The following is a 26,454-nucleotide window of genomic DNA, read 5'->3' as shown; positions in this document are numbered from 1 at the left end:
ATTTATATCAAAATATTTTTAGTTTAGATTTCAAACTGCTGACTATTAATGCTTTTTGTACCCACTACTAAAAGTGGTGCCATTCTCAATGACGAATATAAAACCCTACGGATCTCTACCCTATACACTAAAAATATCCCCCCTTCTTTCTATCTTCCATTGCGGCTTCCGTAACCTTGTCGTCAATACGCGTTTCGCCACGCTCCGAGATGCGTGATGCTGTGATCTCAGCCACTACCTCTTGCAAAGTTGCAGCGTTGCTCTCCACAGCAGCCGTACAAGTCATATCGCCTACTGTGCGGTAACGCACACGCTTGTTGAGGATAACATCGCTGTCATCAATCTGTATAAAATCCGATACAGCAATCAGGCGACCCTCGTGCTCAATCACATCGCGGTTATGGGCAAAATATATGGAAGGCAGGGCAATACCCTCTTGCTCAATATAGCTCCACACATCGAGTTCTGTCCAATTCGAGATAGGGAATACCCGCACATTCTCACCTTTGTGGATATGTCCGTTATAGATATTCCACAACTCAGGGCGCTGCAACTTAGGGTCCCACTGTCCAAACTCATCGCGCACCGAGAAGAAACGCTCCTTAGCCCGTGCCTTCTCCTCATCACGACGCGCTCCACCGATACAAGCATCGAACTTAAACTCCTCAATAGTATCCAGCAAAGTGTGCGTTTGCAGCCAGTTACGCGAAGCAAACTTACCCTTAGGTTCTGTCAAACCCTTAGCTTTAATAGTATCTTCCACCTTGCGAACGATAAGCTCCGCACCAATGCGCTTTGCCAAATCATCGCGGTATTTCAGCGCCTCAGGAAAGTTATGCCCTGTATCAATATGTACCAACGGGAACGGTATCTTCATCGGCGCAAAAGCCTTCATTGCCAAATGCACCAAGGTGATAGAATCCTTACCACCACTAAAAAGAAGCGCTGGACGCTCAAACTGCGCCGCCACTTCACGCATCACATATATACTCTCTGCCTCTAACTGTTTTAAATGTTCTTTACTCATAATATTGTTATTGAGAAATCAGAAGTCAGAGGTCAGCGATCAGTTACGTCTTGTATAGCCTTATCACTCTGATCTCTGACCTCTGGTCTCTACTCTCTAATTACTTCTTTTTCAATCCTCTACCTTTCTGTATCGTAGTGGTGGTAGTGCCACCGCCTTTCGTGTGAATGATATACGTCTGTGGGCGGAATACGATTGGCGCTGTTTTATAGGTGAAAATCCAAGGCTTCTCACCTTTAATAGCAGGCATCAAGCGCGGAAATCCCTCGAACATACGCCTTGCAGCCGCATCGAAAATAGGGTCGGTAGCGCTCACCTTAGCCACACATACCACACCATCTTCCTTCACTAATAAAGTCGCCACTGCATCACCTGTAATGCCGTTACGTTCCGCTTCCTCAGGATAAAAATAATGATCTTTAATCCATTTCGCTAAAAATCCGTCCAGCGAACTTTTGCGTTCTATAACCGAAAGCTGTTCATCTTCACGCAAATACGGAAGCGCATCAGGCAGCTCCTCTAAGCGTGTGTAATCCAATTCACAGTTTACTGCCGCTCTGCCAGTAGTCGTTTGCGCTTCAGCTGAAACGCCTAACCCGCAGAGTAATAATCCCATAAATACAATTCCTTTATTCATCACTAATATGTTTTAAGTTCCAAGAGGCAAAAGTACGACTATTTTCCGAAATAAAAAAATATACACCAATAACAATTGTCCTAACAAAATACAATCCTTTTACAATCAGCAGAATATAAAAAACGTAAATTTTCCAAACACACCTTAAACTCAGAAAGTATTTCTGTCTCGTCACTATCGCATCACTATCGAACCTCTATCGAAGCCCAAACGGATAGAAGGACTATCTTTTATATTTCTTCCCTATACCAAATATACATACGATGTTAGTAAAAAATACTAAAATTCAGTATTTCACTTATAGAAAATCTATAACTACCCTATAAAAATAGTAGGGGGTGTTCCCTTAAAAACAGTATCATTTCAAAAAATAACCCTAAAAAAATAGGGGTATATTTGTCTATTAATATTAAAATTCATACCTTTGCCCCCAGAAAAGAACTATTTCAACTTAAAAAAGATGCCAATTTTACGATTTAACGCCCTTAAAGAAATGGGCAAACGCACCCCTGTTGCCATTACAGAGAATGGCAAACGCTCTGAATTATTCGCCCAAAACGTCTTCCACGAAGCGGCGATGCGCCAATTTATGACACCCGAAGCCTTCAACAGCGTGATGGGTGCCATCCGCTACGGCACCAAGATTGATCGCCGTGTAGCTGACCAAGTAGCCACTGCAATGCGCGATTGGGCGATCAGCAAAGGGGCTACCCACTACACGCACTGGTTCCAGCCGCTCACAGGCTCCACTGCTGAAAAGCACGATGCCTTCTTCGAACCCGTAGGTCGCGACCGCGCCATTGAGCGCTTCGGTGGCGGGCAGCTTGTGCAGCAGGAGTCCGACGCCTCAAGTTTCCCCAATGGTGGTATCCGCAACACCTTTGAGGCGCGAGGCTACACCGCTTGGGATCCCACTTCACCGCCTTTCGTCTATGGCACTACACTTTGCATTCCCACTATTTTTATCTCCTACACAGGTGAAGCACTTGACAACAAAACACCGCTCTTAAAAGCCCTTACCGCCATTGATGAGGCTGCGACAGAGGTGGCTCGCTACTTTGATAAGAATGTCAATAAAGTAACTGCCACACTAGGTTGGGAGCAAGAATACTTCCTCATCGACAAGGCTTTGGCACGCACACGCCCCGACTTGATGATCGCTGGGCGCACCCTTCTTGGGCATCAAGCCGCCAAAGGGCAGCAGCTCGACGATCATTACTTTGGTGCTATACCAGGTCGCGTCCTCGCTTATATGCGCGATCTTGAGCAGGAGTGTTTGCTACTGGGTATCCCTGTCAAAACGCGCCATAACGAGGTGGCACCTAATCAGTTTGAGCTGGCACCTATATTTGAGGAAGCTAACCTCGCCGTCGATCAAAATTCCCTGCTGATGGATGTGATGAAGAAGGTTGCTGACCGCCACGACTTTGTGGTGCTCTTTCACGAAAAACCCTTTGCTGGGGTTAATGGATCGGGCAAACACAACAACTGGTCACTTGCTACCGATACAGGGGTGAACCTGCTCGCACCGAGCAAAACCCCTATGAAGAACCTACAATTCCTCACCTTTTTTATATGTACCATCAAGGCAGTCCACACCTACGAGGCGCTTTTGCGTGCCGCAGTAGCCTCTGCCACCAACGATCATCGTCTGGGGGCGAATGAAGCACCACCTGCGATTATGTCGGTTTTTATCGGAGAGCAGCTCACCAAAGTGCTCGACGAACTCGAAGGAGTGCCTTCAGGCAAGCTCTCTCCCGAAGAAAAAACAGAGCTTAAACTCAATGTAGTGGGTAAGATCCCCGACCTATTCTTAGACAATACCGATCGCAATCGCACTTCACCTTTTGCCTTTACAGGTAATAAATTTGAGTTTCGTGCAGTGGGCTCTCGGGCAAACTGTGGTAAGCCGATGATGGTGCTCAACACCATTGTTGCTAAGCAGTTGCGCGATTTTAAACAGGAGGTCGACACTCTTATTGAGCAAGGCACCTTAAAGAAGGATGAAGCGATTTTCAATGTCCTGCGTGAGTATATCAAGCAGTCGAAGGCTATTCGTTTTGAGGGCGATGGCTATAGTAAGGCTTGGGAAAAAGAGGCAGCCAAACGCGGCTTGTCAAATCACAAAACCACTCCTGAGGCACTCCGCGAGAACCTCAGCGATCAGGCAATAGCCCTCTTTGAAGAGATGGGTGTACTCAGCCGTGTAGAGCTTGAAGCGCGTTATGAAATCGCCTTAGAGGAATACGTAAAGACCGTGCAGATCGAGTCTCGTATCATAGGTGATATTGCACGCAATCACGTAGTGCCCACCGCAGTGCGCTACCTCAATACCCTCATTGAGAACGTCAAAGGCTTAAAAGAGATCTTTAGCAGCAATTACGAAGCTATTGCCTCAGAGCAAATAGAGCTTATCAAGCGCATTTCTGAGCATATCAGGGTAATACATAGCAAAGTGAATGCAATGATTGAGATGCGCAAACATGCCAATGCCCTGAGTAGTTTTGAGCAGCGCGCTGAGGTGTATTGCCACCAAGTGTTGCCTTTTTTTGAGGAAATACGCTATCATGCCGATAAACTCGAACTAATGGTCGATGACGAACTTTGGACACTTACCAAGTACCGCGAACTCTTTTTTAGCTAATAAATAACCTATACCTTTTAGCTTTTAAGAAGTAATTAAAACTACTGAGAAAGTACTGTAAGTATGCAGTTTATAAAGAGTTTTGTCGTTATGGTATAAAAAATAATGGCAAAACTCTTTATGATTACTATAAATAGCTTACCTTTGCAGCCAAAAATAAGTTACAATGGATAAAATTTCAGAAATCCTCTTTTTAGTAGCCGATAGCCTACTCATCCCTGATATCATTTTACTGCTGATCCTCTTTGTGCGCTCATTGCTCTTAGTGGGGAGCTCCTATAACCGTTTTATCACGAAGTACCGAAATGATAAACAACTCAATAACGCAATTAAAAACCTAACCCCTGAGCGTATCCCTGAGTTAAAAGCACTCTTGCCTGAGAAGGATAATTCACTCTATTTACAGTATTTGCGCGATTTGCTTAGTCAACCTGCTAATCAAGATTATGCCGATTATATGATATCCAACTTTGAGAACGAGGCTGAAAAAGATATTGCAACCTCTAAACTCTTGGCAAAAGTGGGACCTGTGCTTGGGTTGATTGGAACCCTCATTGCGATGAGTCCAGCACTTACGGGGCTTTCCACAGGCGATATCTCAAAGATGGCGAGCAATATGCAGGTAGTCTTTGCTACCACTGTGGTAGGTTTGGTGGTGAGTTTGGTAGGTTTGGTGACCTTGCAGTTTAAACAGCGATGGTATGCTAAAGAAACAAATAATTTGGATTATGTAAGTCGTATCCTTACTAAAAACCTTAATGACAATGAGAAATAACCGAAGAGTACCTCTGTTTAAAGATGATGACGCCGATCCGCTAACCGTAGTGGTGAACTTATTCGACGTGGCAATGGTCTTCGCCGTAGCATTGATGGTCTCAATGGTGATGAACCTCAATATGTCCGACTTCTTCTCTAATGAAGATTTTACCATTGTCAAGAAGAAAGGCAATGATGATGTAGAGATTATCCAAAAAAAAGGTCAGAAAGTTACCAAGTACAAAACCGTTTCAGGTGTATCGCCTGATGGCACAAAACAAAAAGGACGCCGCTTGGGAACAGTCTACGAAGTAGAAGGAGGAGAGCAAATTTATGTACCTGAGTAGTGAATTGAGAAATACAATATTTTTTCAACATACCACTCTTCTGTATTGACATTTCTTTGTACCTTTGCACTTTCAAATGATGAAGAAATGTTAAACAAACTATACATCTATATCCAACGTCATAAACTCCTTACGCTGTCAGTGCTCGTAGCGTGGGTAGTCATTGCTTTTCTCGGGGTAATGCACTTGCGTTTTGAGGAAGACATCACCAAAGTGCTGCCCAAAAATGAAAAGGCTTCGCTCACCTCAAAAGTGCTCAAGCAACTCAACTTTGCCGATAAGGTGGCGGTAGTGGTCTCGCGCGATAAGGGTGGCTCACTCAGTGAATTGCAAGAGGTGGCTACTCGTCTTGCAGACAGTGTGCAACAGATGCCTGCCTATGTGCGCTCAGTGCAGGGCATCGTGGACGAAGAGGATATAGATGAGAGTTGGCAGTTCATCAATGAGCACCTGCCGCTATTGCTCACTGAGGCAGATTATGAGGCGTTGGAGCCACGTCTGCAAGCCGATAGTCTCCAAGCCTTAGTACAGGCGCAATACAAGATGATGCTCACCCCCGCAGGAATGGTCGCTGGTAAATATATCCGTACCGACCCTTTCTCGCTGACCTTCAAGGGACTTAGCAAGCTGCAAACACTCAATATCAGCGATGATTTTAAGCTTGCTGATGGGTTCCTTACTACCAAAGATGAACAGAATATTCTCTTTTTTCTCAACCCTACCTTCGAGGGCAACGACACTGAGCACAACACTGCCTTCGTGCAGCACTTAGACCGTCTTGCCGATACTGTAAATGCGGAGTACAAAGGCAAAGTGAAGGTATATTTCTTTGGGGCACCTTTCATCTCAGTGAGCAATGCTACCCAAATAAAGACTGACATCCTCACCACGGTGCTCATCTCACTCTCAGCCCTATACCTGCTGTTGGTATTCTTCTACCGCAGTGTCTCCGTACCTTTGATAGCCTTCATCCCATCGGTGTTTGGCGTACTGACGGCGTTGGCAACCCTCTATATGCTCAAAGGCAGTATCTCGGCGATTTCCATCAGCTTAGGGGCTGTGCTATTGGGGGTTACTATCGACTATTCACTGCATATCCTCACCCACTACAAAGCTGTAAAGACCACTGCCGAGCTTTACAAAGCGGTAACCGTACCGATACTGCTCAGTAGCATTACCACAGCTATTTCATTTCTATGTCTGCTGTTTGTGCACTCCGAAGTGATGAAAGATTTGGGTATTTTTGCCTTCGTAGGCATAATGGTCTCTGCATTGCTCTCGTTGCTACTCATTCCGCATTTCTACCGCAACTCTAAAACGATTGAAGCACGGCGTACAGTGCTCGATAGGGTAGGGGCGTACCCCTTTCACAAGAATAAATGGGTGGTAGGGGCTTGTATTCTGCTCATTGTGGTGAGCTTCTTTTTCTTTACTGATGCACGTTTTGATGGTGATATAGCTAAAATCAACTATGTAAATGCACGCTACAAACAGGCTGAGCGCGCCCTTGAGCAGATTACCGATAGCGAATACAAGTCCGTTTATGCAGCAGCTTATGGCAACTCACTCAGTGAGGCTTTGGAGCGCAACTACGCGCTTTGTAATACTTTAGAGCAGTACAAGGTAGAAGGACAAATACAGCAGTACAGTTCCATAGGGGCAATCGTGCTGCCTGAAAAAGAACAGCAGCGGCGCATCGCCCGTTGGCAAGCCTTTTGGCAACAGCATAAAGAAGTGATAGGTCAATTGAAGCAATATGGTACCACAGTAGGCTTTAAGGAGAATGCCTACGAGCCTTTCTTCCAATCGATGACAGCTACTTACACACCTATCACCGATTTGCAGACCTACAAAGCATTGACGGTACTGCCTCTGCACGATTTTATCACCGAGAAAGAGGGCTTTTACACCATTGCCAACTTGGTAAAGCTCACCGCAGCCCAGCGCGACGCTTTTATCCATCAAGTAGAGCACGCTACGCCTACTGTTGTCATCGACCGTAAGAACCTCAGTGAAACCTTTTTAGGTAAGCTCAAGGACGATATTCTCCTCTTGGTAAACTACTCCTCAGTGGCGATATTCTTGATATTGCTACTGTTTTTCAAACGTATAGAACTTGTGCTATTAACCCTCATCCCTATTGGTATCACAGGGGTAGTAACCTCTGCCTTGATGAATTGGCTGGGCATTGAATTCAATGTATTTAGTATGATTGTCTGCACCTTAGTGCTTGGGCATTCTGTGGATTTCAGCATCTTTATGACTTGTGCTCTCCAGCAGGACTACACCCGTGGGCGCAACGAACTGCCTGTTTACAAAGTGTCGGTACTCTTAGCCTCTATTACTACCTTTTTAGCAATCGGAACGCTCGTCTTTGCCAAGCACCCTGCATTGAAGTCCATAGCGGCAGTCTCTGTCATCGGGATATTCTCGGCACTTGCCATCACCTTTGTGTTCTACCCCACAATCTACCGCTTTTTCATCACGGCACGTCCAGCTAAGGGGAAATCTCCTGTGAGTTTGCGATTAGCAGTGCATTCAGCACTCTCTATGGCTTATTATGCGCTCTCCTCAATGCTGCTCTCCAATCTTGGGGTGTTGATAGTGTGCATATTTCCCAAAAGTAGCCTATGGATACGCAAGATAGCCAGCAAAATGACTACTTCGGTGCTTTATTCCAATCCTTTTGTAAGAAAACACGTGGAAAATCCACAACAAATAGACCTAAAAACGCCTGCGGTACTCATTGCTAACCACAGTTCGTGGCTCGATACACTTGCTATTGGACTTTTTACCCATAAAATAAGCTATATGGTAAACGATTGGGTATGGCGTTCAGCAGTATTTGGACGATATGTGCGGGCGATGGGCTTCTTCCCTGCCTCTGAAGGTATAGAAAAAGCCATTCCGCGTTTTAAGGAAATTACCGATAAAGGCATTTCACTGATGATATTCCCCGAGGGCAAACGCTCAGAGAGCAACAGAATACACCGCTTTCACAAAGGAGCTTTCTTAGCTGCTGAGCAGTTGCACCTGCCGATATTACCCATCTACTTACACGGACTTTCGGAAGTGCAGCCCAAAGGTGATTTCATCATCTACGATGGGGCAATCACCGTAATAGTGGGGCAACCCATAGCTTATGACGATCCACAATTGGGGAGTACTATTCGTGAGCAGGCCAAACGGATGGGGGTGCATTTCCGCGAGGAGTTCCTACGTATACGCCGCCGCTTAGAAGGGGTTGATTACCTGAAAAAGAAGCTATTGCTCTCTTACCTTTATATGGATAACGAAGTAGTACGAGCTGTGAAGGACGACTTTAAGCACCATAAGGAATCGTATCACCAATTAGTGCACAGTCTGCCTGAGAAAGGTAAGTTCCTGCGCATTGGAGACGACTACGGACAGCTCGATCTGTTGCTAACCCTCACCTATCCTGAGCGCGAAATCGTAGCTGTAATAGCCGATGACGAAAAGCGTGCTGTAGCAGAGCAGAGCTATATCGCAAAGATAAGAAAGATACGCTACCTAAGTGAAAGACCTGAGGCAGAAACGTTTGATGTTGAGATATCAGCAAAAGAAACGGAAAAAATCATTTTTACAAATAAAAATACTGACATTTAATAAAAAAAGTGTATCTTTGCACTCTAAAAGCAAATTACCAAGAAACTGTTTTATCAATTATATACTAAAAAAAAGGATAAAAATGGACACTAAAAAACGATTTATACTATCTGGAGGAGGCACAGGAGGGCATATATTCCCCGCAATAGCTATTGCAGACGAATTAAAAGAGCGTTTTCCTGATGCAGAGTTCCTTTTTGTGGGTGCAAAAGACCGTATGGAGATGAAAAAAGTGCCAGAAGCGGGGTATCCAATCAAAGGATTGTGGATTTCAGGCATTCAACGGAAGATAACACTACAAAATTTGCTGTTTCCATTCAAATGGATAGATAGTTTGCTGCGTTCGCGCCGTATTATTAAGCGTTTCAAGCCTGATATGGTGATCGGTACGGGTGGTTTTGCCAGCGGAGCGGTGGTAAAAGTAGCCGCCGATATGGGAATACCTACCGTGATACAGGAACAGAACTCTTACGCGGGCATAACAAACAAATTGCTATCTAAAAAAGCCAAAAGAGTATGCGTAGCTTACGAAGGAATGGAAAAATTCTTCCCCTCGAATAAAATAATAGAGACGGGGAACCCTATAAGAAGCAATTTGATAGAAGCATCAGGCAAAAATCCGGTTTCATCAGTCTATTTTGGGCTTAATATGGAGCGGAAAACGCTTTTAGTGCTCGGTGGTAGCCTCGGAGCACGCCGTATTAATGAATTAATAGCCAAAGAGCTGCCTTTTTTTGAGCAAATGGGCATTCAAGTGCTTTGGCAGTGTGGTAAATTATACTATGAGGAGTATAAAAAATACGAAAGCGAAAGCGTAAAAGTCGTGGCGTTTATTGATAAGATGGATGTGGCTTATGCAATGGCTGATGTGATCATCTCAAGAGCCGGTGCGATAGCTATAAGTGAGCTTTGTGTGGTGGGAAGACCCGTTATTTTCATTCCATCACCCAATGTGGCGGAAGATCATCAAACGAAGAATGCTAAAGCGATCGAAAGTAAGGGTGCAGCACTGCTTATTCCTGAAAAAGACCTCGATGAGGAGTTTGAAAAAGTATTCCGAAGGTTGATAACAAACCCTAATCAGCTGTTAGCGCTCTCTGATAATATCAAAAAGCTCGCTCGTCCTGATGCAACGAAGCGCATCGTGGATTGTATTGTAAAATTACTAAAATAAATGCGAAATATGAGTAGGATAAGAATCTTATTACTAAGTGTAAGCCTCTGTATTTCAAGCGTAATAGTCGCTCAGACGGCTTTAAAACAGTCCATCTTCCTCGATACGAAAAGCGAAGCCTTTAAAAAGGGGATTTTGGAGCTTAAAGAGTACTCGAATTACGAGGTATATCTCACCCTTCAACGCAATTTGAAGAGTGGGAACTCCGCAGCAATCAATAGCGACTTGGTAAAACAGGCTTACGTAACTAAAAGAGTGGCTTTAGCACCTGGAAAATACGTTATTGACAACGATATTCAACGTTTTGAGTTTGAAATAGACAATAATAATCAATTTATAGGTGAAGGGCATTACGTAAATAAGCGTAAGAACCTTAAATCAAACTATATTTTTGATGCAGGACGCCTCAAGGAAATACAAATATTCAACTCCGAAGGTAGATTACGCAAAAAAGATGTGTTCAAAGGCAATATTATTGAGGGAACAGTGTACGGATATGGTGGAAAAGTGGAACAACGCATCGAAACGCACACGGATATGAACCCAGGAATGAATCAGTTGGTTATAACATACCATAAGAATGGTAAACCGAGCAAAGAGGTCAATTCAATGAAGAACATTACGAAGGAATATTACCAAAATGGTAAGGTGAAACTCGAAATGATCAATTCAAGAGAGCGTACGACCTACGAACCTGATGGGAAACTGTCTGAAAAGTGGTATGTAACCGAAAAAGGGAACTGTAAGGAGGTTTATATTAAAGGTGTAATCACTGAAAAGAGCTGTGAGAATCGTGAAACGGGCGAAACTACGGTGGAAACTTATAAAAATGGTAAGCTAACAGGCTCTACGGTTACTAATACACGCAAAAAAGAGGTGAAAACGTACGATGCTACGAAGAAATTACTCAATACAAAGCAATTATAAGAATGGAAACGGACTTAAACAGCGTTAAAAACATATATTTCATAGGGATTGGCGGCATCGGTATGTCGGCATTGGCGCGTTATTTTAAGCACGCGGGTAAAAATGTCTGTGGTTACGACAGAACGCCTACTGAGATCACTGATGCGCTCATTAAGGAGGGTGTTGCGGTGCATTTTACGGATGATACGGCGAAAATACCTAATGAATTTAAGGATAAGGAGCGTACATTAGTGGTTTTTACCCCTGCAATACCCAAAGAACATAGTGAATTGTGCTATTTTCAGGGTGAAAACTTCAATGTGGTGAAGCGATCGGAGGTTTTGGGGCTGATAACACGCAATACTTTTTGCTTAGCAGTCGCTGGAACGCACGGGAAGACTACCACAACGAGTATTTTAGCGCATATTCTGTACGAAACAGGCGTAAAAGTAAGTGCATTTTTAGGTGGAATTGCTGAAAACTTTAATAGTAATTTGGTATTAAATGGAAATGAATACACAGTGGTAGAAGCGGATGAGTTTGATAGATCATTCCTTCGGTTATCGCCAAATATTGCCTGCATTACGTCAGTGGACGCCGATCATTTAGATATTTACGGTGATAAGGCACACTTTGAGGAGGGGTTTAGGCAGTTTACCGAGAAAATCAAGCCTGGTGGCAGCCTTATCATTAGAAATGGATTGGAATTGAAGGGTGAAACCTACGGATTAGAAGATAATTCTGATTATTCGTTCCGAAATATACGTGTAATAGATGGTTCGTACGTGTTTGACTTCCATCACGGGGGTAAAACATATCCTAATTATACTTTTACAAAGCCTGGGCGGCATAATCTGTCGAATGCCTTGGCTGCAATAGCCGTTGCGACCAAAGCAGACTTCGCTCCAGAGGGTTTATTAAAGGCTTTGGCGAGCTTTAAAGGCGTTAAGAGGCGTTTTTCATATATTATTCGCAGTGAAAAGCTTACTTTTATTGATGATTATGCGCACCATCCGTCTGAAATAAATGCTTTGTATCAGGCAGTGAGCGAAATGTATCCTGAAATACCTAAAACGATCGTGTTTCAGCCACATTTATTCACCAGAACACGTGATTTCTTAGATGGATTTGCCGAAAGTCTATCGCAATTTGACGATGTAGTGCTGTTAGACATCTATCCCGCACGAGAATTGCCCATAGAAGGGGTAACATCGGCAAAATTATTAGAAAAAGTGCACGCAAAGCAGAAGCAACTCGTATCAAAAGAGGCGTTAATCCCCTTATTGCTCGAAAAACAGCCGAAATTGCTGCTGACAGTAGGCGCAGGGGATATAGGAATGGAAGTAGAGAGGATAAAAGAGGCTTTCCTAAAGGCAGAAAAATTAGTTTGATAATAGAGAGAACCTAACTGATTAATTTTAATATAGATAATTCTTCTATAATTAAAAATGACAATAAAATAAATTGTCAGTATTAAAAAAAGATGTACCTTTGCGTGATAAAATCAAATAACGCTTATTATGGAATATTTAGATTTTGAACTTCCTATCAAGGAGCTTGAAGAACAATTGGAGAAATGCCAGCTTATAGGCAATGAGAGTGAGGTAGATATGACCGATGCGTGCAAGAAAATTGAGAAGAAGCTCGCACAGGTGAAAAAAGAAATTTACGGAAATTTAACCCCTTGGCAACGTGTACAGATATCACGCCACTTAGAGCGCCCTTATATGCTTGATTATGTCAAAGCTTTGTGTGGAAATACTTTCTTAGAGCTACACGGTGATAGAACAGTGAAAGACGATAAGGCGATGATAGGAGGTTTTGGTAAGATTGACAACCAAAGTTTCTTATTTATAGGTCAGCAGAAAGGGATAAACACAAAGATACGCCAATATCGTAATTTTGGTATGGCAAATCCTGAAGGCTATCGCAAGGCACTGCGATTGATGAAGTCAGCAGAAAAATTTAACATCCCAATTGTCAGTTTTATTGATACTCCAGGCGCTTTCCCAGGGATTGAAGCTGAGGAGCGCGGTCAGGGGGAGGCGATTGCCAGAAACATCTTGGAAATGTCGCGCCTGAAAGTGCCTGTGATAGTATTTATTATAGGCGAAGGTGCCTCAGGAGGTGCTTTGGGGATCGGAGTAGGTGACAAGGTGTATATGCTTGAAAATACGTGGTATTCAGTGATTTCTCCAGAATCTTGCTCTTCGATCTTGTGGAGAAGTTGGGAATATAAAAAAGAAGCTGCTGAGGCGCTGAAACTTACTGCTCCTGATATGAAAAAGCTCAAATTGGTGGATGAAATCATTAAGGAGCCTCTCGGAGGTGCTCATCACGATAAAGAAGCTATGTATGTCTCAGTGAAAAAAGCAATTCTCAGCGCATATAACTCACTGAAAAAGTTGCCTGTAGAAAAATTAGTTGAAAAACGTATGGATAAATACCTCAATATGGGAGTTTTTAAAGAATAAAATTTATAAACAACTTAATTAAGGCGCGTTTATCGCGTCTTTTTTTATCTAATTACTTAGTGGAGTGTTCTGTGCCTATTAACATGCATAGTTATAAACAATTCTTCAGACTTTTCAACAGCTTTTTAACAGTAAATGTGTATATTTTAATCTTTTTGTGAACATTCTTTTTTGTACTTTTGCCGTATGAATCAATTAGAGAGAACACCCATAGAAACTACTTTTCGCACAATGACTCCTCAAATTAGTTTAGAGAGAGGCAAGATTCCACCGCAGGCTTTAGATCTTGAAGAAGCTGTATTAGGGGCTATGCTTATTGATAAGAAAGGTGTAGATGATGTAATAGATATCATCAGCGCTGATGTATTTTATAAAAAGCAACACCAACTTATATATCAGGCTATCTTTGAGCTATTCCAAAACTCAGAGCCCATTGATTTGCTTACTGTGGCAGAACAATTACGCAAAACGGGAAATTTAGAAGCCGCTGGATCTGAGATTTATCTGATTAATCTTACTCAGCGTGTTTCCTCCTCAGCAAATGCCGAGCATCACGCACGTATTATTTTACAGCGATTTATCAAAAGAAGACTCATTGAGATCTCTTCTGAAATCATCGAAGAGGCTTATGACGAAACAAGAGACGTGTTTGATTCTCTCGACGCTGCCGAACAGAAGCTCTACGATGTCACACAGGGGAACTTAAAGCGCTCAAGCGAGTCAGCAGGGGATTTGGTGCTCAAAGCATTGAGAAATATAGAAGACCTTAGCAAGAAAGAGGATAAATACAGTGGGGTTCCTTCAGGGTTTACCAAGCTCGATGAGCTTACCTCAGGATGGCAAGCAAGTGACCTTATTATTGTGGCAGCACGCCCAAGTATGGGGAAAACAGCCCTCACGCTCTCAATGGCACGTAATATAGCAGTTGATTTCGGCGTGCCAGTCGCGTTTTTTTCGTTAGAGATGTCGTCCGTGCAGTTGATAACACGCCTCATCTCATCAGAGACAGGTATTTCATCGGATAAACTGCGTACAGGAAAATTGGAAGACCACGAATGGGTGGCGCTCAATACAAGAGTGAAAAATCTCGAAAAGGCACCTTTATATATTGATGATACCCCATCGCTTTCCATTTTTGACCTCAGAGCTAAGGCACGCCGACTTTCTACACAACACGGCATTAAATTGATAATGATCGACTATTTGCAGCTGATGACCATCGGAAATAAAGGCGCAGGCAACCGCGAACAGGAGATCTCAACCATCTCGCGTAACCTAAAAGCCTTGGCTAAAGAGCTAAACATTCCAGTGATCGCATTGGCGCAACTTTCGCGAAATGTAGAGTCGCGCCCAGGGCATAAACGCCCGCAACTCTCTGACCTTCGCGAATCGGGTGCTATTGAGCAAGATGCTGATATTGTTTCGTTCATCTATCGTCCAGAATACTATAAATTAGAGACTTGGGAAGACGATACTCCTACTACCGATCAAGCAGAATTGGTGATCGCTAAACACCGCAACGGGGCGCTTGATAATATCCGTCTTAAATTTCACGCGGGCAACTTCTCAAACTTAGATACTGCAGCAATGGGATATCAAGCGCAAGAGATAGGTTCGAAACTCAATGAGAATGTCGATTTTGCTGCTATCCCATCTGCGATGCCAGAGCAGGCTTTTTCAGCTCCTACCACCGAAGGTTCATCGGAGGTATTTAATGAAAGTGAGGTGCCTTTTTAATGTTTTATAGTGTGTAAAATGTCGCCGATAAGGAGAAAAATAAACATAAAGTTAAAAATAATTGTAAATTTATCTTTTTGATAAAGAGAACGCTATGTAATAGGGGTTGAAATTTAATAGATAAAATGTTTGGAGCTATTATTTTTTTTCGTACCTTTGCACCCTCGTATAAAATATAACCAAAAAATTAGTGCAGTTATGCGAAGAGAATTACACATCACAGGAGGTAAAAATACCACCGAAATGCTACGAAAAATCGCTCCACAGTCGGAGGTGATTACGTGGAATGAGATGCTTAGTGAAGGAAAAACTACCACTGATGTCGGGAGTGAACATTTTTGGCGCAGCCGATACGAATTCCTCAAAAGCGAATATAACACAGGTAAAAAATCATTTATTGACAATGTGCTTAAAGAGTACCGCAACCTCTGTCAGCAGAAAACCCAAGATGAGGCAGTACTTTGGTTCAGTGAGGATCTTCAAAGCCAAATCAATATGATCGCTGTGATGAGTTGGCTGAAAAAATACCGAAAAAACATTCATATCACTTGGGTTAAAGAGCCTATCTCAGCAAAAACAACTCAAAAAGATGCCAAACAGTATTATCAGGCACGTCAAGTTTTTAATACCGACGACCTCGAGTATGCCGATTATATCTGGCAGCTCTATTGTAGCAAATCTCCGCTGCAATTAGAAATACAAGCCAACGCCAACACAACTACCCATCTTACCGCCCTTCCTGAGGCTTTGAAACTACACCTACAACGTTTTCCTTCTGTAAAAAATGGACTTAGCTCTGTGGAGAATGAAGTTCTTACCACCGCATATACTTTTAAAGGTTCTGCGGAAGATTTAGCGCAACAAATGGTGAAATCACAACTCCATTTAGGTTATTCTTCCTTGCAATTCAGTGCGGTGATAGAGCGCCTTAAGGATTTATTCTCATCACTAAATCCTTTGAAAATCAATTTAGAAGGTGAGCAAGTTTTAGCAAATCAAATCAATATGTATCCAATTTTGCGCAATGATGACACTTATTTAGGAGGTGCTCTCAAGTACGACTTCCTGCGCTATGGTGACAGCGATAAATTGTTAAAACTTTGATATAAGAAAAATTTTCCCAATATTTAAATAAAGCTCTCTTTCCTCTGGGGAAGGGAGCTTTCGTTTATAGATTTTCATAGAGGAAGTAACACCCCGAAAAACTTTTAATATTGAGGGTTTTGAAAAAGGCGCAAAAAACTTTTTATATTGAGGGTTTTCAAAAACCCTCGAAAAACTTTTTATATTTGACCATTTCTGTAATTTTGGCGTCAGAAACTTTTTATATTTGACCATTTCTGTAAATTTGGTACCAGAAAATTTTTCTTTTTGGCTATTTTTGTAAATTTGGTGCCAGAAACTTTTTCTTTTTGACTATTTTTGTAAATTTGGTGCCAGAGAACTTTTCTTTTTGGTCATTTCTGTAAATTTGGTGCCAGAGAACTTTTCTTTTTGACTATTTTTGTAAATTTGGTGCCAGAGAACTTTTCTTTTTGATGAATTTTTGAAAAATGGTCAAATTGTAGCTTACAACGGCGGCTTTTTCAAAAAACTGCTAAACGCAATAGTTTTTTTCCACTAAGATGATCTGTGTGAAAATACGTGAAAAGGTTTTTCTGAAAATAATTTTGCCGTTATCTCATAAAAAAACTGTACCTTTGCCCTCGAATTTTAAATGATAAGAATATGTCAGCAGCAACAAAAGAAATCAAGCGCCTCTCGACCAAGACGCTCATCAATATGAAAGCCAAAGGTGAGAAAATTGCTATGCTCACCGCTTATGATTACACTTTTGCCCGCCTTGTTGATGGCGCAGGCATCGATGTGATCCTCGTGGGCGATTCTGCCAGCAATGTAATGGCAGGACACGAGACTACGCTGCCCATTACCCTCGATCAAATGATTTATCACGGGGCTTCTGTGGTGCGTGGCACTTCACGCGCGTTGGTGGTGGTGGATTTGCCCTTCGGCACCTATCAATCCGATCCTCAGGGAGCATTGCATTCGGCGGTACGCGTGATGAAGGAAAGCGGTGCCCACGCACTTAAATTAGAAGGTGGCAAAGAGATCGAGGAGTCGCTTCGTTGTATTCTCGCAGCAGGAATCCCCGTAATGGGGCATCTGGGCTTAACACCGCAGTCAATTCACCAGTTTGGCTCCTTTGCCCTCCGCGCTAAGGAGGAAGCAGAAGCGCAAAAGCTAAAAGAAGACGCCTTATTATTGGAAAAATTAGGTTGTTTTGCAATCGTTTTAGAGAAAATACCCGCAGCATTGGCTGAAGAAGTGGCAAAAAGCGTACGTATTCCTATTATAGGTATTGGTGCTGGGGCTGGCGTGGACGGTCAGGTGCTGGTAATGCAGGATATGCTGGGAATGAACAATGAATTTCACCCAAAATTCTTAAGAACTTATGCCAATCTTTACGAAGAAGTGCATAAAGCAGTCGGAAATTACGTGTCGGATGTAAAATCGGTGTCATTTCCTAATGCAGAGGAGAGCTACTAATGTTTCGGCATCAAGGCAAACGGCGATCGGCTAAGCACAATCTGCACATAGCCATAGTGCTCTCGGCGGTGGCAGGTATCGTGAACGTTACGGGCTTTCTCTTCATCGGGAGGCTCACTACCAATGTTACGGGGCACTTCGCATTGTTTATTTACGACGTCTCGGTGGCGGAGTTTTGGAAAGGCTTGATTTACTTCCTATATATCTTTGCCTTCTTAGCAGGCTCGTTTACTTCGGGGCTACTCATCGAGATGGCGAACCATCTGCGGACGCACAACAAGTACCTCGCCCCGACGCTTTTAGAATGTGCGATGTTGGTGCTTGCCATAGTGCTCAACAACCCAGAAACGCCTCCGCCAGCCGATGTAACTGCCTGCGTATTGCTTTTTGCGATGGGTTTGCAAAACTCCTTCGTTACGAAGATCTCCAATGCCGTAGTTCGCACCACGCACCTCACAGGCTTATTTACCGACCTTGGGATTGAGCTCTCGCAACTCACTTACGCACGGCGTAATCATTACCAGCAGCAGAAGCCAAAAATTAAAGCCAGCGTAAGGTTGCGTCTTGCCATCATCACTTCGTTTTTTGCAGGAGGATTGGTCGCTGGGCTGTGCTACATCAAATTTGGCTGGGGATTGCAAACGCTCTTTATCCCTGTGGGAATCTTGCTTGCGGGACTTTTTTACGACGATTTTAGGTTTATCTATTTAAGGAAAAAACGCCATTATGACCACCGACATCGAAAACATCGCCGTCATCTACGAAGACAATCACATCATCGCCGTCAATAAGCGTGCAGGTGATATTGTGCAAGGAGATAAAACAGGTGATACGCCACTGAGTGAGATCGTTAAGGCTTATCTCAAGAAGAAATACAGCAAGCCAGGGGAAGTTTTCCTCGGGGTGGTGCATCGGCTTGATCGCCCTACTACGGGAGTGGTTATTTTTGCCAAAACTTCTAAAGCCTTAGCGCGCCTCAACGCGATGTTTGCCGATAAAACTGCGGTAGAAAAGACGTATTGGGCAATGGTGGAAGGCAGCCCAGAAGCGCAGGCGACGCTTACGCATTATCTTACGCGCAACACTGAGCAGAACAAATCGCGTGCCCACATCAAGGAAGTGCCTAATAGCAAAAAAGCCGTCTTAACCTATAAAAAGCTACGACAGCTCGATCATTATTCTCTGTTGGAAATCACCTTGCTCACAGGGCGTCATCACCAGATACGTGCCCAATTGGCGGCTGTTGGTTGCTTCATTAAAGGCGACCTGAAGTACGGTGCACGTCGCTCCAATGCTGATGGTAGTATTCATCTCCACGCGCGCCGCCTGAGGTTTCTTCACCCCGTAAAGAAAGAGATGGTGGAAATTATCGCCGATGTACCTGAAGATGGGTTGTGGCAAAGTATTTAATTTTAGAGGTACACTTATTCCTATATTGAAGGAGTATTTTAATAGGAGATGGGGTACTTATGATAAGACTTTTTAGTGATACATCGCTTCAATTTCGTTGCTGTAATTTGCATAGATCACTTTGCGGCGAAGTTTGAGTGTTGGTGTAATCTCATTGCGCTCAATGCTGAAAGCAGCAGGCAGTAGGGTGAATTTTTTTATCTGCTCGTAGTCGGACAAATCACTCTGGAAACGCTGCAACTGCTTAGCGATGTATTCAATCACAGCACTGTGACGTATCATTTCGGCAGTATTTTTACATTTGATATTCAGCTCTTTTAAGGCTTGGGTAAGCATCTCAAAGTTGGGCACAATCAGCGCTGAGACGAACTTCTTCCCATCGGCAATGATAGCAATCTGCTCGATGAGGTTGTATTTGCCTACTTTGTTCTCAATAAGCTGCGGAGCGATGTACTTACCGTTAGAGGTTTTCATCAACTCTTTGATGCGCTCGGTGATAAAGAGGTTGTTGTGGGCATCAACGCTGCCAGCATCGCCTGTGCGTAGGAATCCGTCAGCAGTAAAAGCCTTAGCCGTTTCCTCAGGATTCTTGTAATAGCCTTTCATCACCATACCACCTTTGACTAATATCTCGTTGTCCTCACCTATCTTCACTTCTATGTCAGGCATTACCTCTCCTACCGATTGCAAATTAAAAGTATCGTCGCCCCAGCAGGATACAGTAGCAGTAGTCTCGGTCATTCCATAGCCTAACTTCACGTTAATACCTATCGACTGGAAGAAACGCCCGATACTTGGCTCTAAGTTTGCCCCGCCACAGGGCATAAAGCGTATGCGCCCACCGAGCAACGTTTTGAACTTAGAATAGACTAACTTATCGAATAAGTTGTATGCTTTTTGCAATAGCAGGCCTGGTTTTCTTCCTTCTTCCTTTGCTTTGAGCATTTGTCTGCCTGTCCTCACAGCTAATCTGAAGAGAGAACGCTTCGCAAATGAGGAAGCATTGGCTCTGTCGTGTACTGTAGCGAATATCTTTTCGTAAAAACGCGGTACGGCACACATCAGCGTAGGTTTCACCTCTGAGAGTGCTTCGCGTACTTGATTTGTATCTTCTAAGTAATAAACTGTTACCCCTTTAAATAAGCAATAGAACGTCCACGCGCGTTCATAGACGTGTGAGAGCGGCAGGAACGACAGCGAGCTATCCGCTTCGGATACCGATAGGCGCTTGTTGTGGGCTACCATCTGATGGGCTAAGTTTGCATAAGTGAGCATCACCCCTTTGGGATCACCTGTGGTTCCTGAAGTATAGATGATAGTAAATAGGTCGTCGAGGCTGCGTTCTGAGATGCGGTGGCTGAGGGCTTCCTCTTGTGCTGTGCCTTCTCCCAAAGCGAGGAAATCAGCCCAGTGCATTGAGCGCCCTCCATCATTTTCCAGCTGGAAATCATCTTTAAAAGTGATAATCTTTATCAATGAGGGGCAGTTATCTGCTACCTCAATAGCCTTCTCATACTGTGTTTTGTCGCCTACGAAAAGCACTTTCACCTCTGCGTGATTGAGTACATATAGTGCCTGTTCAGGGATGTTGGTGGTGTAGATGGGCACTACTCTTGCACGGATTTGGAGTGTTGCCAAGTCAGCCATCGTCCACTGGGGGGTGTTTTGTGAAAAAATCCCCACAGACTCTTGAACTCCTACCTCCAGCGATAGGAGTGCCTTTGAAAGACGACGCGTAATCTCACCGAGCTGCTGCCAAGTGGTGCCGCACCAAACCTCTCCTTCTTTCCCCATCAGGGCGTTTTTAGTGCTGTATTTCTGAGTATTCTCTTGAAATACGTTTATATAGTGATATGATATTAAATTCATTGCTACGGTTGTATTAGTTAGTTTTCGGGGGCAAAGGTACATAAAAATAATTACGCAAGCAAAAACAATATAAAAAAGCCTCACTCAAAAGTGAGGCTTTAATTGATATGAATACGGAATTAGTTAAATAATCTCCCGAAAAAGTTCTTGCGTTTTTCGTCCATTGATTCATCTACATTGTAGATGTCGTCAGGTACGCTTACGTTGTTACTGTCGATAGCGGTGACGTTTTCAGCAGTAAAACTGCTTTGTGTTTCGGACATCACACCGATAACGAAATCGACATAGTCTTTACCTTGTTTCGCTAAGTAATTCTTAAAGAATCGGCTGCTTAGGTCAACGCCTCCTATTTTTTCCAGTTTAAGGAGTGACTCATAGAAGGGGGCTAAGTAGTCGTTGATAGCTTTTTCAGGTACGGACTTGCGCCTACCGATGTAATGAGTGATATTGCCGCTGGCATCTCTACGCATTTCGAAATCGGTTACCACCCAATAATACTCACCTGTCTTAGCGAGGTTTTTGATCACACCAACGAAGTTGTTTCCTTGTTTGAGGTTATCCCAAAGGAGCTTGAAAATAAGCTTTGGCATATCGGGGTGGCGTATTAGGTTGTGCGGCTGACCGATAAGTTCAGCAGAGGAATAGTGAGAGACGTTGCAGAAGACATCATTCACATTGGTGATGGTGCCTGCTACATCGGTTTCGCTAATGAGTGTTTTAGTTTTGTCCCAGCTTACTTCTTTATCAATAGGGGCTGGACGTGGAATGGTTGGTACAGGGCTTTGAAAGTCTGCCATAATGATTTCTTTTTTTATTGTTATGTACTAAGATTCGGGGCTATTGGAATAGTTTGCCGAAAAAGTTCTTGCGTTTTTCATCCATTGAGCCACCAACACCTACGGTAACGATATCATCAGTAACGAGTTCAGGCTCTTTGTTGCTGCTGAAAGTAGCCATTGGTATTTCCTCAAATACAGCGTCTTCACGGTTTTTATTCATCACGTCGATGATGAAGTCCATATAGTCTTTACCTTGTTTTGCTAAGTAGTTTTTGAAGAATCGAGCGCTGAGTTCCATTCCCCCGATTTTCTCAAGTTTGAGGAGGGTTTCGTACAGAGGGGTAACGTAGTTGTCGATTACTTTTTTAGGTACTGACTTGCGACGTGCGATGTAGTGAGTGATGTTGCCTGAGGCATCACGGCGCATTTCGAAGTCGGTAATTACCCAGTAATACTCACCTGATTTTGCTAAGTTTTTTACTACTCCTGCGAAGTTGTTGCCGAGTTTAAGGTTGTCCCAAAGTAATTTAAAAGTGATTTTAGGCATATCGGGGTGACGAATGATGCTGTGTGGCTGACCGATAAGCTCATCAGCGGAGTAGCCACATACGCTACAAAAGATGTCATTCACATTGGTAATACGCCCATAGATGTCTGTTTCGCTAATAATTACCTTTGATTTGTCCCAAACGACCTCACGGTCGATAGGGGCAGGCCGTTGAACGGTTAGTTCGATGTCTCTGTAATCTTTAATCATTGCTTAAAAAACTATTTCATTAAACTTTGGCAAAGATACGGCTTTTTAGTGGATTACGTATAGGTTTTTTTGAAAAAAAATCGCAAAAAGTTATTGATTTTCTTCATAGGCTATGTAATTCGTTTGTTTACAAATACTTATATTGTCCTAAAACAGTGTTAAAATTTGTGTACTTTTTTTGCAGAATGGATTCGTTACGGATTCGTTACGGATCCGTTATGGCTTCGTTTGGAGATCGTTGGAGATAGGGGGGTGATGGCGTTTCATTTGGTGGAGGGTTGTATTTTTTTTTGAAAAAGTTTGTGTATAGGGCTGTTTTTTCTTGAATAAAGTAGTATCTTTGCCGCGATTTTATTCAGAAGTTTTATTTTAAAAATGATGAAAAAGAGCTTGTGGCTAATGGCTTTTTGTGGCTTTTTGGCTGTATCAGAGGTAGATGCGCAGCGCTTTGCGCCTTCCTATCCTTTGGATGTGCCTCCGCTATTGGCGGGCAATTTTGCTGAATTGCGCCCGAATCACTTTCACGGAGGTCTTGATTTTAAAACGCAAGGCAAGGAGGGGCAGTATGTGCGAGCTGTAGACGATGGCTACATCTCGCGTATTAAGGTAAGTCCGTTTGGGTATGGGAAGACGATGTATGTGACGCACCCGAGTGGCTATATCACCACGTATTCGCACTTGCAACAGTATGCGCCTGAGATTGAGGCTTATGTGAAGCAGCAGCAGTATGCGAAGAAGACGTACGAGATTGATATCTTTCCTTCAAAAAAGGAGTTTGTGGTGAAGCGGGGTGATTGGATTGCGCTCAGTGGTAATACGGGGGGCAGCCAAGGACCGCATTTGCATTTTGAGGTGCACGACGCGAATAATAACGGCTTGAATCCGTTTTTGTTTGGTTATCAGGATATGGAGGATACGATTGCCCCTGAAGTGTTACAGGTGCTTGCTTATCCACTGGGGGGTAACTCGCAGGTGGAGGGTAGTGAGCTGCCCCGAGTGCTGCCACGGACGAAACAGCCTGATGGTAGCTACCGCACAGCGAAGATAAGTGCCAGTGGAACATTGGGCTTTGGGATTGTTGCTTTTGACAGGATGAACGGTTCGTATAACCGCAATGGTATTTACAAGGTTACATTGAAATTGAACGGTGAGCCGCAGTTGCAAACTGTGTTTGATAAGGTGAACTACGATGATACACGCTATATCAATGAGTTGTTGGACTATCAGAGGCTTGTGGAGCACAAGGGTTATGTGCAGCGCTTGTTTAAGACGAAGGGCAACAAGCTGGAGTCGATTTACCCTTTATTGAAGCCTAATAAAGGGTATTTGCCTATTGAGGAGGGCGCCTCGTACGAGGTTACGATAGTTGTGGAAGATTTCAAGGGGAATGCAACGACGGTTCATATTCCTGTAGAGGGTAAGCCGATGGTAGTGAAGACGTTCCGCCCGCGTCCTAAGACGAATAAGCAGCTTGTAGCGGATCGGGATAATCTGTATGAGTTTGAGGAGGGCAGTGTGTATTTTCCTGCTAATACTTTCTTTGAGGATATGGCTATATTTTTAGAGAGCAAGAAGGATACGCTGCGGGTTCACGATTATAAAACGCCTATCAATAAGGCTTTTACGGTGACGATTAAGAATCAAACCTTCACAGAGGATGAGATACCCAAGGTGTTTATAGCGCGCTCATCGGGTGGGCGATTTGGAGCTGAACGGACTACTTATAAAGATGGGGTGTTTATGGCTAAGAGTAAATACTTAGGTAACTTTTATCTGAGGAAAGACGTTACCCCGCCTACATTGCGACCTCTTAATTTCAAGAATAATGGGGTGGTAAAAGGTAATACTTTGAAGGTGGCTATGAGTGATAATTTGACAGGGATTGCTTCGTGGTCGGCATCGATCAATGGGCAATGGGTGCTGTTTGAGTACGAACCTAAAAATCATACGCTTACATTTAATTTTGACGATATAGACACTACTAAAGTGGATACGTATCAGCTGGAAATGTCGGCTACGGATGGGGTTGGAAACATTCAACGTTTATCGGCTACGGTTATTAAGAGAGATTAAATACGATTTTTATATGAATAGAGTTATTTTTACAGAGAAAGCGCCTGCGCCTATAGGTCCGTATAATCAGGCTATTTTAGCAGGTAATACACTTTATGTATCGGGACAGATACCCGTAGATCCTACTACTGGTGAGGTAGTATGGGGCATTGAGGCTGCGACTGTGCAGGTAATGGAGAACCTCAGGGCGGTACTGGCTGAGGCTGGGGCTACTTTTAAGGATGTGGTCAAAACGACTATTTTTCTCAATGATATGGGGCAGTTTGCTCAGGTGAATGAGGTATATGGTCGTTATTTTGAAGAGGAGACTGCACCTGCTCGTGAAACAGTACAGGTGGCTAAGTTGCCTAAGGGTGTAGAAGTAGAGATATCCTGCATTGCGGTGATATAACCGATCTTTTTAAATAGGATATTTACAAAAAAAGGACTGAGATTGTTTGGGTGATAATCTCAGTCCTTTTTGTTATGTTTATTTAGGGGGTTATTGCTGCTTTTTCCAGTTTTTTAGGATATCCTTGGGTACGCCATCTTTGTGCACCATAATAGCAGTGGTTTTGTATTGTACGTACGCTTTGCTAACGTATATGAAGCCTTGGTAGTCGTTTTTTGCTCCCCAAGAGTTCTTGACGATGTAGTATTCGCGTCCTGTTTGATCTTTTGCCAGCCCGACGATGTGCATACCGTGGTCGTCTTGGGTTTCGTAATTATCAAAGGCTTTTTGGCGCATTTCGGGGGTGATGGTTCGTTCTGCTTTTGGTGGAGCAAGGAAGAGATTTAGCTGATCAGCCATTGAGAGTGTAGCGATATCCTGTTCAGGGACGAAGGCTACACCGTTTTTCCAACTGAAATAACGCTCGCTGACATCGGATGACCAGCCTACGGTAAAGCCTTTTTTCAAAGCGTTGTCGATGACTTTGGTAAGGTCGGTCATTGCGACATTGTATGCCCAATCGAAACTCCAGTTATCGCTAACTGCCATAAATACGTTTTGGTATTTAGGTTGATCTTCATAGGAAACCATCTCTACATAGTCGGCAGGGTTAATGCCTACGACTTCTTTTGCGAAGGATTTTGGTGTGTACTTTTTGCCCTCGAAAGTGAATGTTTCAGGTACTGCACCGAGGTAGGCGTCGACAGTGGCGGTGAATGCAGGAAGCCAGCTGGGGGTTAGTGGTTTTTTGCTGTCGTGCTTCATCAGCCCTTCTAAAAAGCCCTTGAATACGGCGTGCGACTCGCTGAAATCATTGCGATTGGTGCCGTAGTTGAGCCCTGTGTAAACGGACTGTGGCAGTGCCCCGTATTTGGCGTACATATTGATTACGTCGTGGAGCTCGCCACCTTGTCCATAGTCGAGATAGCCGTGCATACGTACGTATTGCTTGGCTTTCTCAATGTACGAATTGCGGGCGGTAAAAATTTCTGCCAGATCGACAGTTTTTTTGCCCATACGTATCATTTCACTTTCAAGAAATGATGCTCCTGCATAGCTCCAACAAGTGCCGCTACTGCCTTGGTCTTTTACCTCAGTATGGCTGAGGTCGATAATTTTAGTGAACTTAAACCCAGCATTATCTGTTTGATTACCAGATAATGAGTTGATGAGATTGTCCTGAGCACTTACGTATGATACTACTGAGAGTGCGATGAATAATGCTATTCTTTTCATAATAAAACTTAAAATAATAGGCGC

The 26,454-nt window shown here is 43.4% G+C and carries 21 protein-coding genes; 15 read left to right on the top strand and 6 right to left on the bottom strand.

What is annotated here, in order from left to right:
- Positions 1–127: 127 nt before the first annotated feature.
- On the bottom strand, positions 128–1,027 hold the full coding sequence (cysD, locus tag AXF12_RS09895) for a sulfate adenylyltransferase subunit CysD (protein WP_066430713.1): 900 nt from the start codon (positions 1,025–1,027) through the stop codon (positions 128–130).
- A gap of 100 nt (positions 1,028–1,127) precedes the next feature.
- Positions 1,128–1,664, bottom strand: a complete 537-nt coding sequence (locus AXF12_RS09890; RefSeq protein ID WP_066430711.1) for an energy transducer TonB — start codon at positions 1,662–1,664, stop codon at positions 1,128–1,130.
- 466 nt (positions 1,665–2,130) lie between these two features.
- Between AXF12_RS09890 and AXF12_RS09885 the strand changes: the two genes are divergently transcribed.
- The 13 genes from AXF12_RS09885 (at position 2,131) to AXF12_RS09820 (ending at position 19,286) form a co-directional block, all read left to right on the top strand.
- Positions 2,131–4,308, top strand: coding sequence for a glutamine synthetase III family protein (locus AXF12_RS09885; RefSeq protein WP_066431979.1), 2,178 nt, complete (start codon positions 2,131–2,133; stop codon positions 4,306–4,308).
- Positions 4,309–4,474: 166 nt separating this feature from the next.
- Positions 4,475–5,083 carry a MotA/TolQ/ExbB proton channel family protein gene (locus AXF12_RS09880; protein WP_066430710.1) on the top strand — a complete coding sequence of 203 codons (609 nt, stop codon included), beginning with the start codon at positions 4,475–4,477 and terminating at the stop codon, positions 5,081–5,083.
- Positions 5,073–5,411 carry a DUF2149 domain-containing protein gene (locus tag AXF12_RS09875; RefSeq protein ID WP_066430707.1) on the top strand — a complete coding sequence of 113 codons (339 nt, stop codon included), beginning with the start codon at positions 5,073–5,075 and terminating at the stop codon, positions 5,409–5,411. Before AXF12_RS09880 ends, AXF12_RS09875 begins: the two co-directional genes overlap by 11 nt.
- An 87-nt stretch (positions 5,412–5,498) precedes the next feature.
- A complete protein-coding gene (locus tag AXF12_RS09870; RefSeq protein WP_066430705.1) occupies positions 5,499–9,038 on the top strand; it encodes a 1-acyl-sn-glycerol-3-phosphate acyltransferase in 3,540 nt (1,179 codons plus the stop codon).
- A gap of 82 nt (positions 9,039–9,120) precedes the next feature.
- The gene (gene murG / locus AXF12_RS09865; RefSeq protein WP_066430704.1) at positions 9,121–10,212 is read left to right on the top strand and encodes an undecaprenyldiphospho-muramoylpentapeptide beta-N-acetylglucosaminyltransferase; all 1,092 of its coding nucleotides are present in this window, start codon (positions 9,121–9,123) and stop codon (positions 10,210–10,212) included.
- 9 nt (positions 10,213–10,221) lie between these two features.
- Entirely contained in the window at positions 10,222–11,139 is a 918-nt protein-coding gene (locus AXF12_RS09860; RefSeq protein WP_095114503.1) for a hypothetical protein, read from the top strand.
- A 2-nt stretch (positions 11,140–11,141) separates the two neighbouring features.
- Positions 11,142–12,509, top strand: a complete 1,368-nt coding sequence (gene murC, locus AXF12_RS09855; protein ID WP_066430703.1) for a UDP-N-acetylmuramate--L-alanine ligase — start codon at positions 11,142–11,144, stop codon at positions 12,507–12,509.
- Between the two features lie 129 nt (positions 12,510–12,638).
- Positions 12,639–13,592, top strand: a complete 954-nt coding sequence (locus AXF12_RS09850) for an acetyl-CoA carboxylase carboxyltransferase subunit alpha (protein ID WP_066430699.1) — start codon at positions 12,639–12,641, stop codon at positions 13,590–13,592.
- A 186-nt stretch (positions 13,593–13,778) separates the two neighbouring features.
- The gene (dnaB, locus tag AXF12_RS09845) at positions 13,779–15,329 is read left to right on the top strand and encodes a replicative DNA helicase (protein WP_066430697.1); all 1,551 of its coding nucleotides are present in this window, start codon (positions 13,779–13,781) and stop codon (positions 15,327–15,329) included.
- A gap of 198 nt (positions 15,330–15,527) precedes the next feature.
- On the top strand, positions 15,528–16,433 hold the full coding sequence (locus tag AXF12_RS09840) for a DUF1835 domain-containing protein (protein ID WP_074860820.1): 906 nt from the start codon (positions 15,528–15,530) through the stop codon (positions 16,431–16,433).
- Between the two features lie 624 nt (positions 16,434–17,057).
- A complete protein-coding gene (panB, locus tag AXF12_RS09830) occupies positions 17,058–17,876 on the top strand; it encodes a 3-methyl-2-oxobutanoate hydroxymethyltransferase (protein ID WP_066430693.1) in 819 nt (272 codons plus the stop codon).
- Positions 17,876–18,667 carry a YoaK family protein gene (locus tag AXF12_RS09825; protein WP_066430692.1) on the top strand — a complete coding sequence of 264 codons (792 nt, stop codon included), beginning with the start codon at positions 17,876–17,878 and terminating at the stop codon, positions 18,665–18,667. The genes panB and AXF12_RS09825 overlap by 1 nt, the downstream gene beginning before the upstream one ends.
- Positions 18,603–19,286, top strand: a complete 684-nt coding sequence (locus AXF12_RS09820; protein ID WP_066430690.1) for an RluA family pseudouridine synthase — start codon at positions 18,603–18,605, stop codon at positions 19,284–19,286. Before AXF12_RS09825 ends, AXF12_RS09820 begins: the two co-directional genes overlap by 65 nt.
- A 72-nt stretch (positions 19,287–19,358) precedes the next feature.
- On the opposite strand, the gene AXF12_RS09815 is transcribed toward AXF12_RS09820, so the two are convergent.
- The 3 genes from AXF12_RS09815 to AXF12_RS09805 all read right to left on the bottom strand — a co-directional run bounded on the left by AXF12_RS09815 (position 19,359) and on the right by AXF12_RS09805 (position 22,691).
- A complete protein-coding gene (locus tag AXF12_RS09815; RefSeq protein ID WP_066430689.1) occupies positions 19,359–21,155 on the bottom strand; it encodes an AMP-dependent synthetase/ligase in 1,797 nt (598 codons plus the stop codon).
- Between the two features lie 119 nt (positions 21,156–21,274).
- On the bottom strand, positions 21,275–21,952 hold the full coding sequence (locus AXF12_RS09810; protein ID WP_066430688.1) for a PAS domain-containing protein: 678 nt from the start codon (positions 21,950–21,952) through the stop codon (positions 21,275–21,277).
- Positions 21,953–21,992: 40 nt separating this feature from the next.
- Entirely contained in the window at positions 21,993–22,691 is a 699-nt protein-coding gene (locus AXF12_RS09805) for a PAS domain-containing protein (RefSeq protein WP_066430687.1), read from the bottom strand.
- A 375-nt stretch (positions 22,692–23,066) separates the two neighbouring features.
- Between AXF12_RS09805 and AXF12_RS09800 the strand changes: the two genes are divergently transcribed.
- Positions 23,067–24,764 carry a M23 family metallopeptidase gene (locus AXF12_RS09800; protein ID WP_095114462.1) on the top strand — a complete coding sequence of 566 codons (1,698 nt, stop codon included), beginning with the start codon at positions 23,067–23,069 and terminating at the stop codon, positions 24,762–24,764.
- Positions 24,765–24,777: 13 nt separating this feature from the next.
- Positions 24,778–25,155 (top strand): RidA family protein, encoded by a 378-nt coding sequence (locus AXF12_RS09795; RefSeq protein ID WP_066430683.1) that lies wholly within the window; start codon positions 24,778–24,780, stop codon positions 25,153–25,155.
- A 90-nt stretch (positions 25,156–25,245) separates the two neighbouring features.
- Here AXF12_RS09795 and AXF12_RS09790 read toward each other — a convergent pair whose 3' ends face one another.
- A complete protein-coding gene (locus AXF12_RS09790; RefSeq protein WP_066430682.1) occupies positions 25,246–26,430 on the bottom strand; it encodes a C1 family peptidase in 1,185 nt (394 codons plus the stop codon).
- Positions 26,431–26,454 lie beyond the last annotated feature (24 nt).

Origin of the sequence: Capnocytophaga haemolytica, from assembly GCF_001553545.1 — a bacterium.
In the GTDB taxonomy this organism is placed as follows: domain Bacteria; phylum Bacteroidota; class Bacteroidia; order Flavobacteriales; family Flavobacteriaceae; genus Capnocytophaga; species Capnocytophaga haemolytica.
The sequence above is the reverse complement of the archived record's forward strand: the minus strand, read 5'-3'. Positions and strand labels throughout refer to the sequence as shown.

Coding starts and splice junctions, on each gene's coding strand:
- AXF12_RS09795 (WP_066430683.1), top strand. CDS start 24,778: ATGAATAGAGTTATTTTTACAGAGAAAGCGCCTGCGCCTATAGGTCCG.
- AXF12_RS09810 (WP_066430688.1), bottom strand. CDS start 21,952: ATGGCAGACTTTCAAAGCCCTGTACCAACCATTCCACGTCCAGCCCCT.
- AXF12_RS09820 (WP_066430690.1), top strand. CDS start 18,603: ATGACCACCGACATCGAAAACATCGCCGTCATCTACGAAGACAATCAC.
- panB (WP_066430693.1), top strand. CDS start 17,058: ATGTCAGCAGCAACAAAAGAAATCAAGCGCCTCTCGACCAAGACGCTC.
- AXF12_RS09880 (WP_066430710.1), top strand. CDS start 4,475: ATGGATAAAATTTCAGAAATCCTCTTTTTAGTAGCCGATAGCCTACTC.
- cysD (WP_066430713.1), bottom strand. CDS start 1,027: ATGAGTAAAGAACATTTAAAACAGTTAGAGGCAGAGAGTATATATGTG.
- AXF12_RS09840 (WP_074860820.1), top strand. CDS start 15,528: ATGCGAAGAGAATTACACATCACAGGAGGTAAAAATACCACCGAAATG.
- dnaB (WP_066430697.1), top strand. CDS start 13,779: ATGAATCAATTAGAGAGAACACCCATAGAAACTACTTTTCGCACAATG.
- AXF12_RS09815 (WP_066430689.1), bottom strand. CDS start 21,155: ATGAATTTAATATCATATCACTATATAAACGTATTTCAAGAGAATACT.
- AXF12_RS09805 (WP_066430687.1), bottom strand. CDS start 22,691: ATGATTAAAGATTACAGAGACATCGAACTAACCGTTCAACGGCCTGCC.
- AXF12_RS09875 (WP_066430707.1), top strand. CDS start 5,073: ATGAGAAATAACCGAAGAGTACCTCTGTTTAAAGATGATGACGCCGAT.
- AXF12_RS09890 (WP_066430711.1), bottom strand. CDS start 1,664: ATGAATAAAGGAATTGTATTTATGGGATTATTACTCTGCGGGTTAGGC.
- AXF12_RS09850 (WP_066430699.1), top strand. CDS start 12,639: ATGGAATATTTAGATTTTGAACTTCCTATCAAGGAGCTTGAAGAACAA.
- AXF12_RS09800 (WP_095114462.1), top strand. CDS start 23,067: ATGATGAAAAAGAGCTTGTGGCTAATGGCTTTTTGTGGCTTTTTGGCT.
- AXF12_RS09790 (WP_066430682.1), bottom strand. CDS start 26,430: ATGAAAAGAATAGCATTATTCATCGCACTCTCAGTAGTATCATACGTA.
- AXF12_RS09860 (WP_095114503.1), top strand. CDS start 10,222: ATGAGTAGGATAAGAATCTTATTACTAAGTGTAAGCCTCTGTATTTCA.
- murC (WP_066430703.1), top strand. CDS start 11,142: ATGGAAACGGACTTAAACAGCGTTAAAAACATATATTTCATAGGGATT.
- murG (WP_066430704.1), top strand. CDS start 9,121: ATGGACACTAAAAAACGATTTATACTATCTGGAGGAGGCACAGGAGGG.
- AXF12_RS09870 (WP_066430705.1), top strand. CDS start 5,499: ATGTTAAACAAACTATACATCTATATCCAACGTCATAAACTCCTTACG.
- AXF12_RS09825 (WP_066430692.1), top strand. CDS start 17,876: ATGTTTCGGCATCAAGGCAAACGGCGATCGGCTAAGCACAATCTGCAC.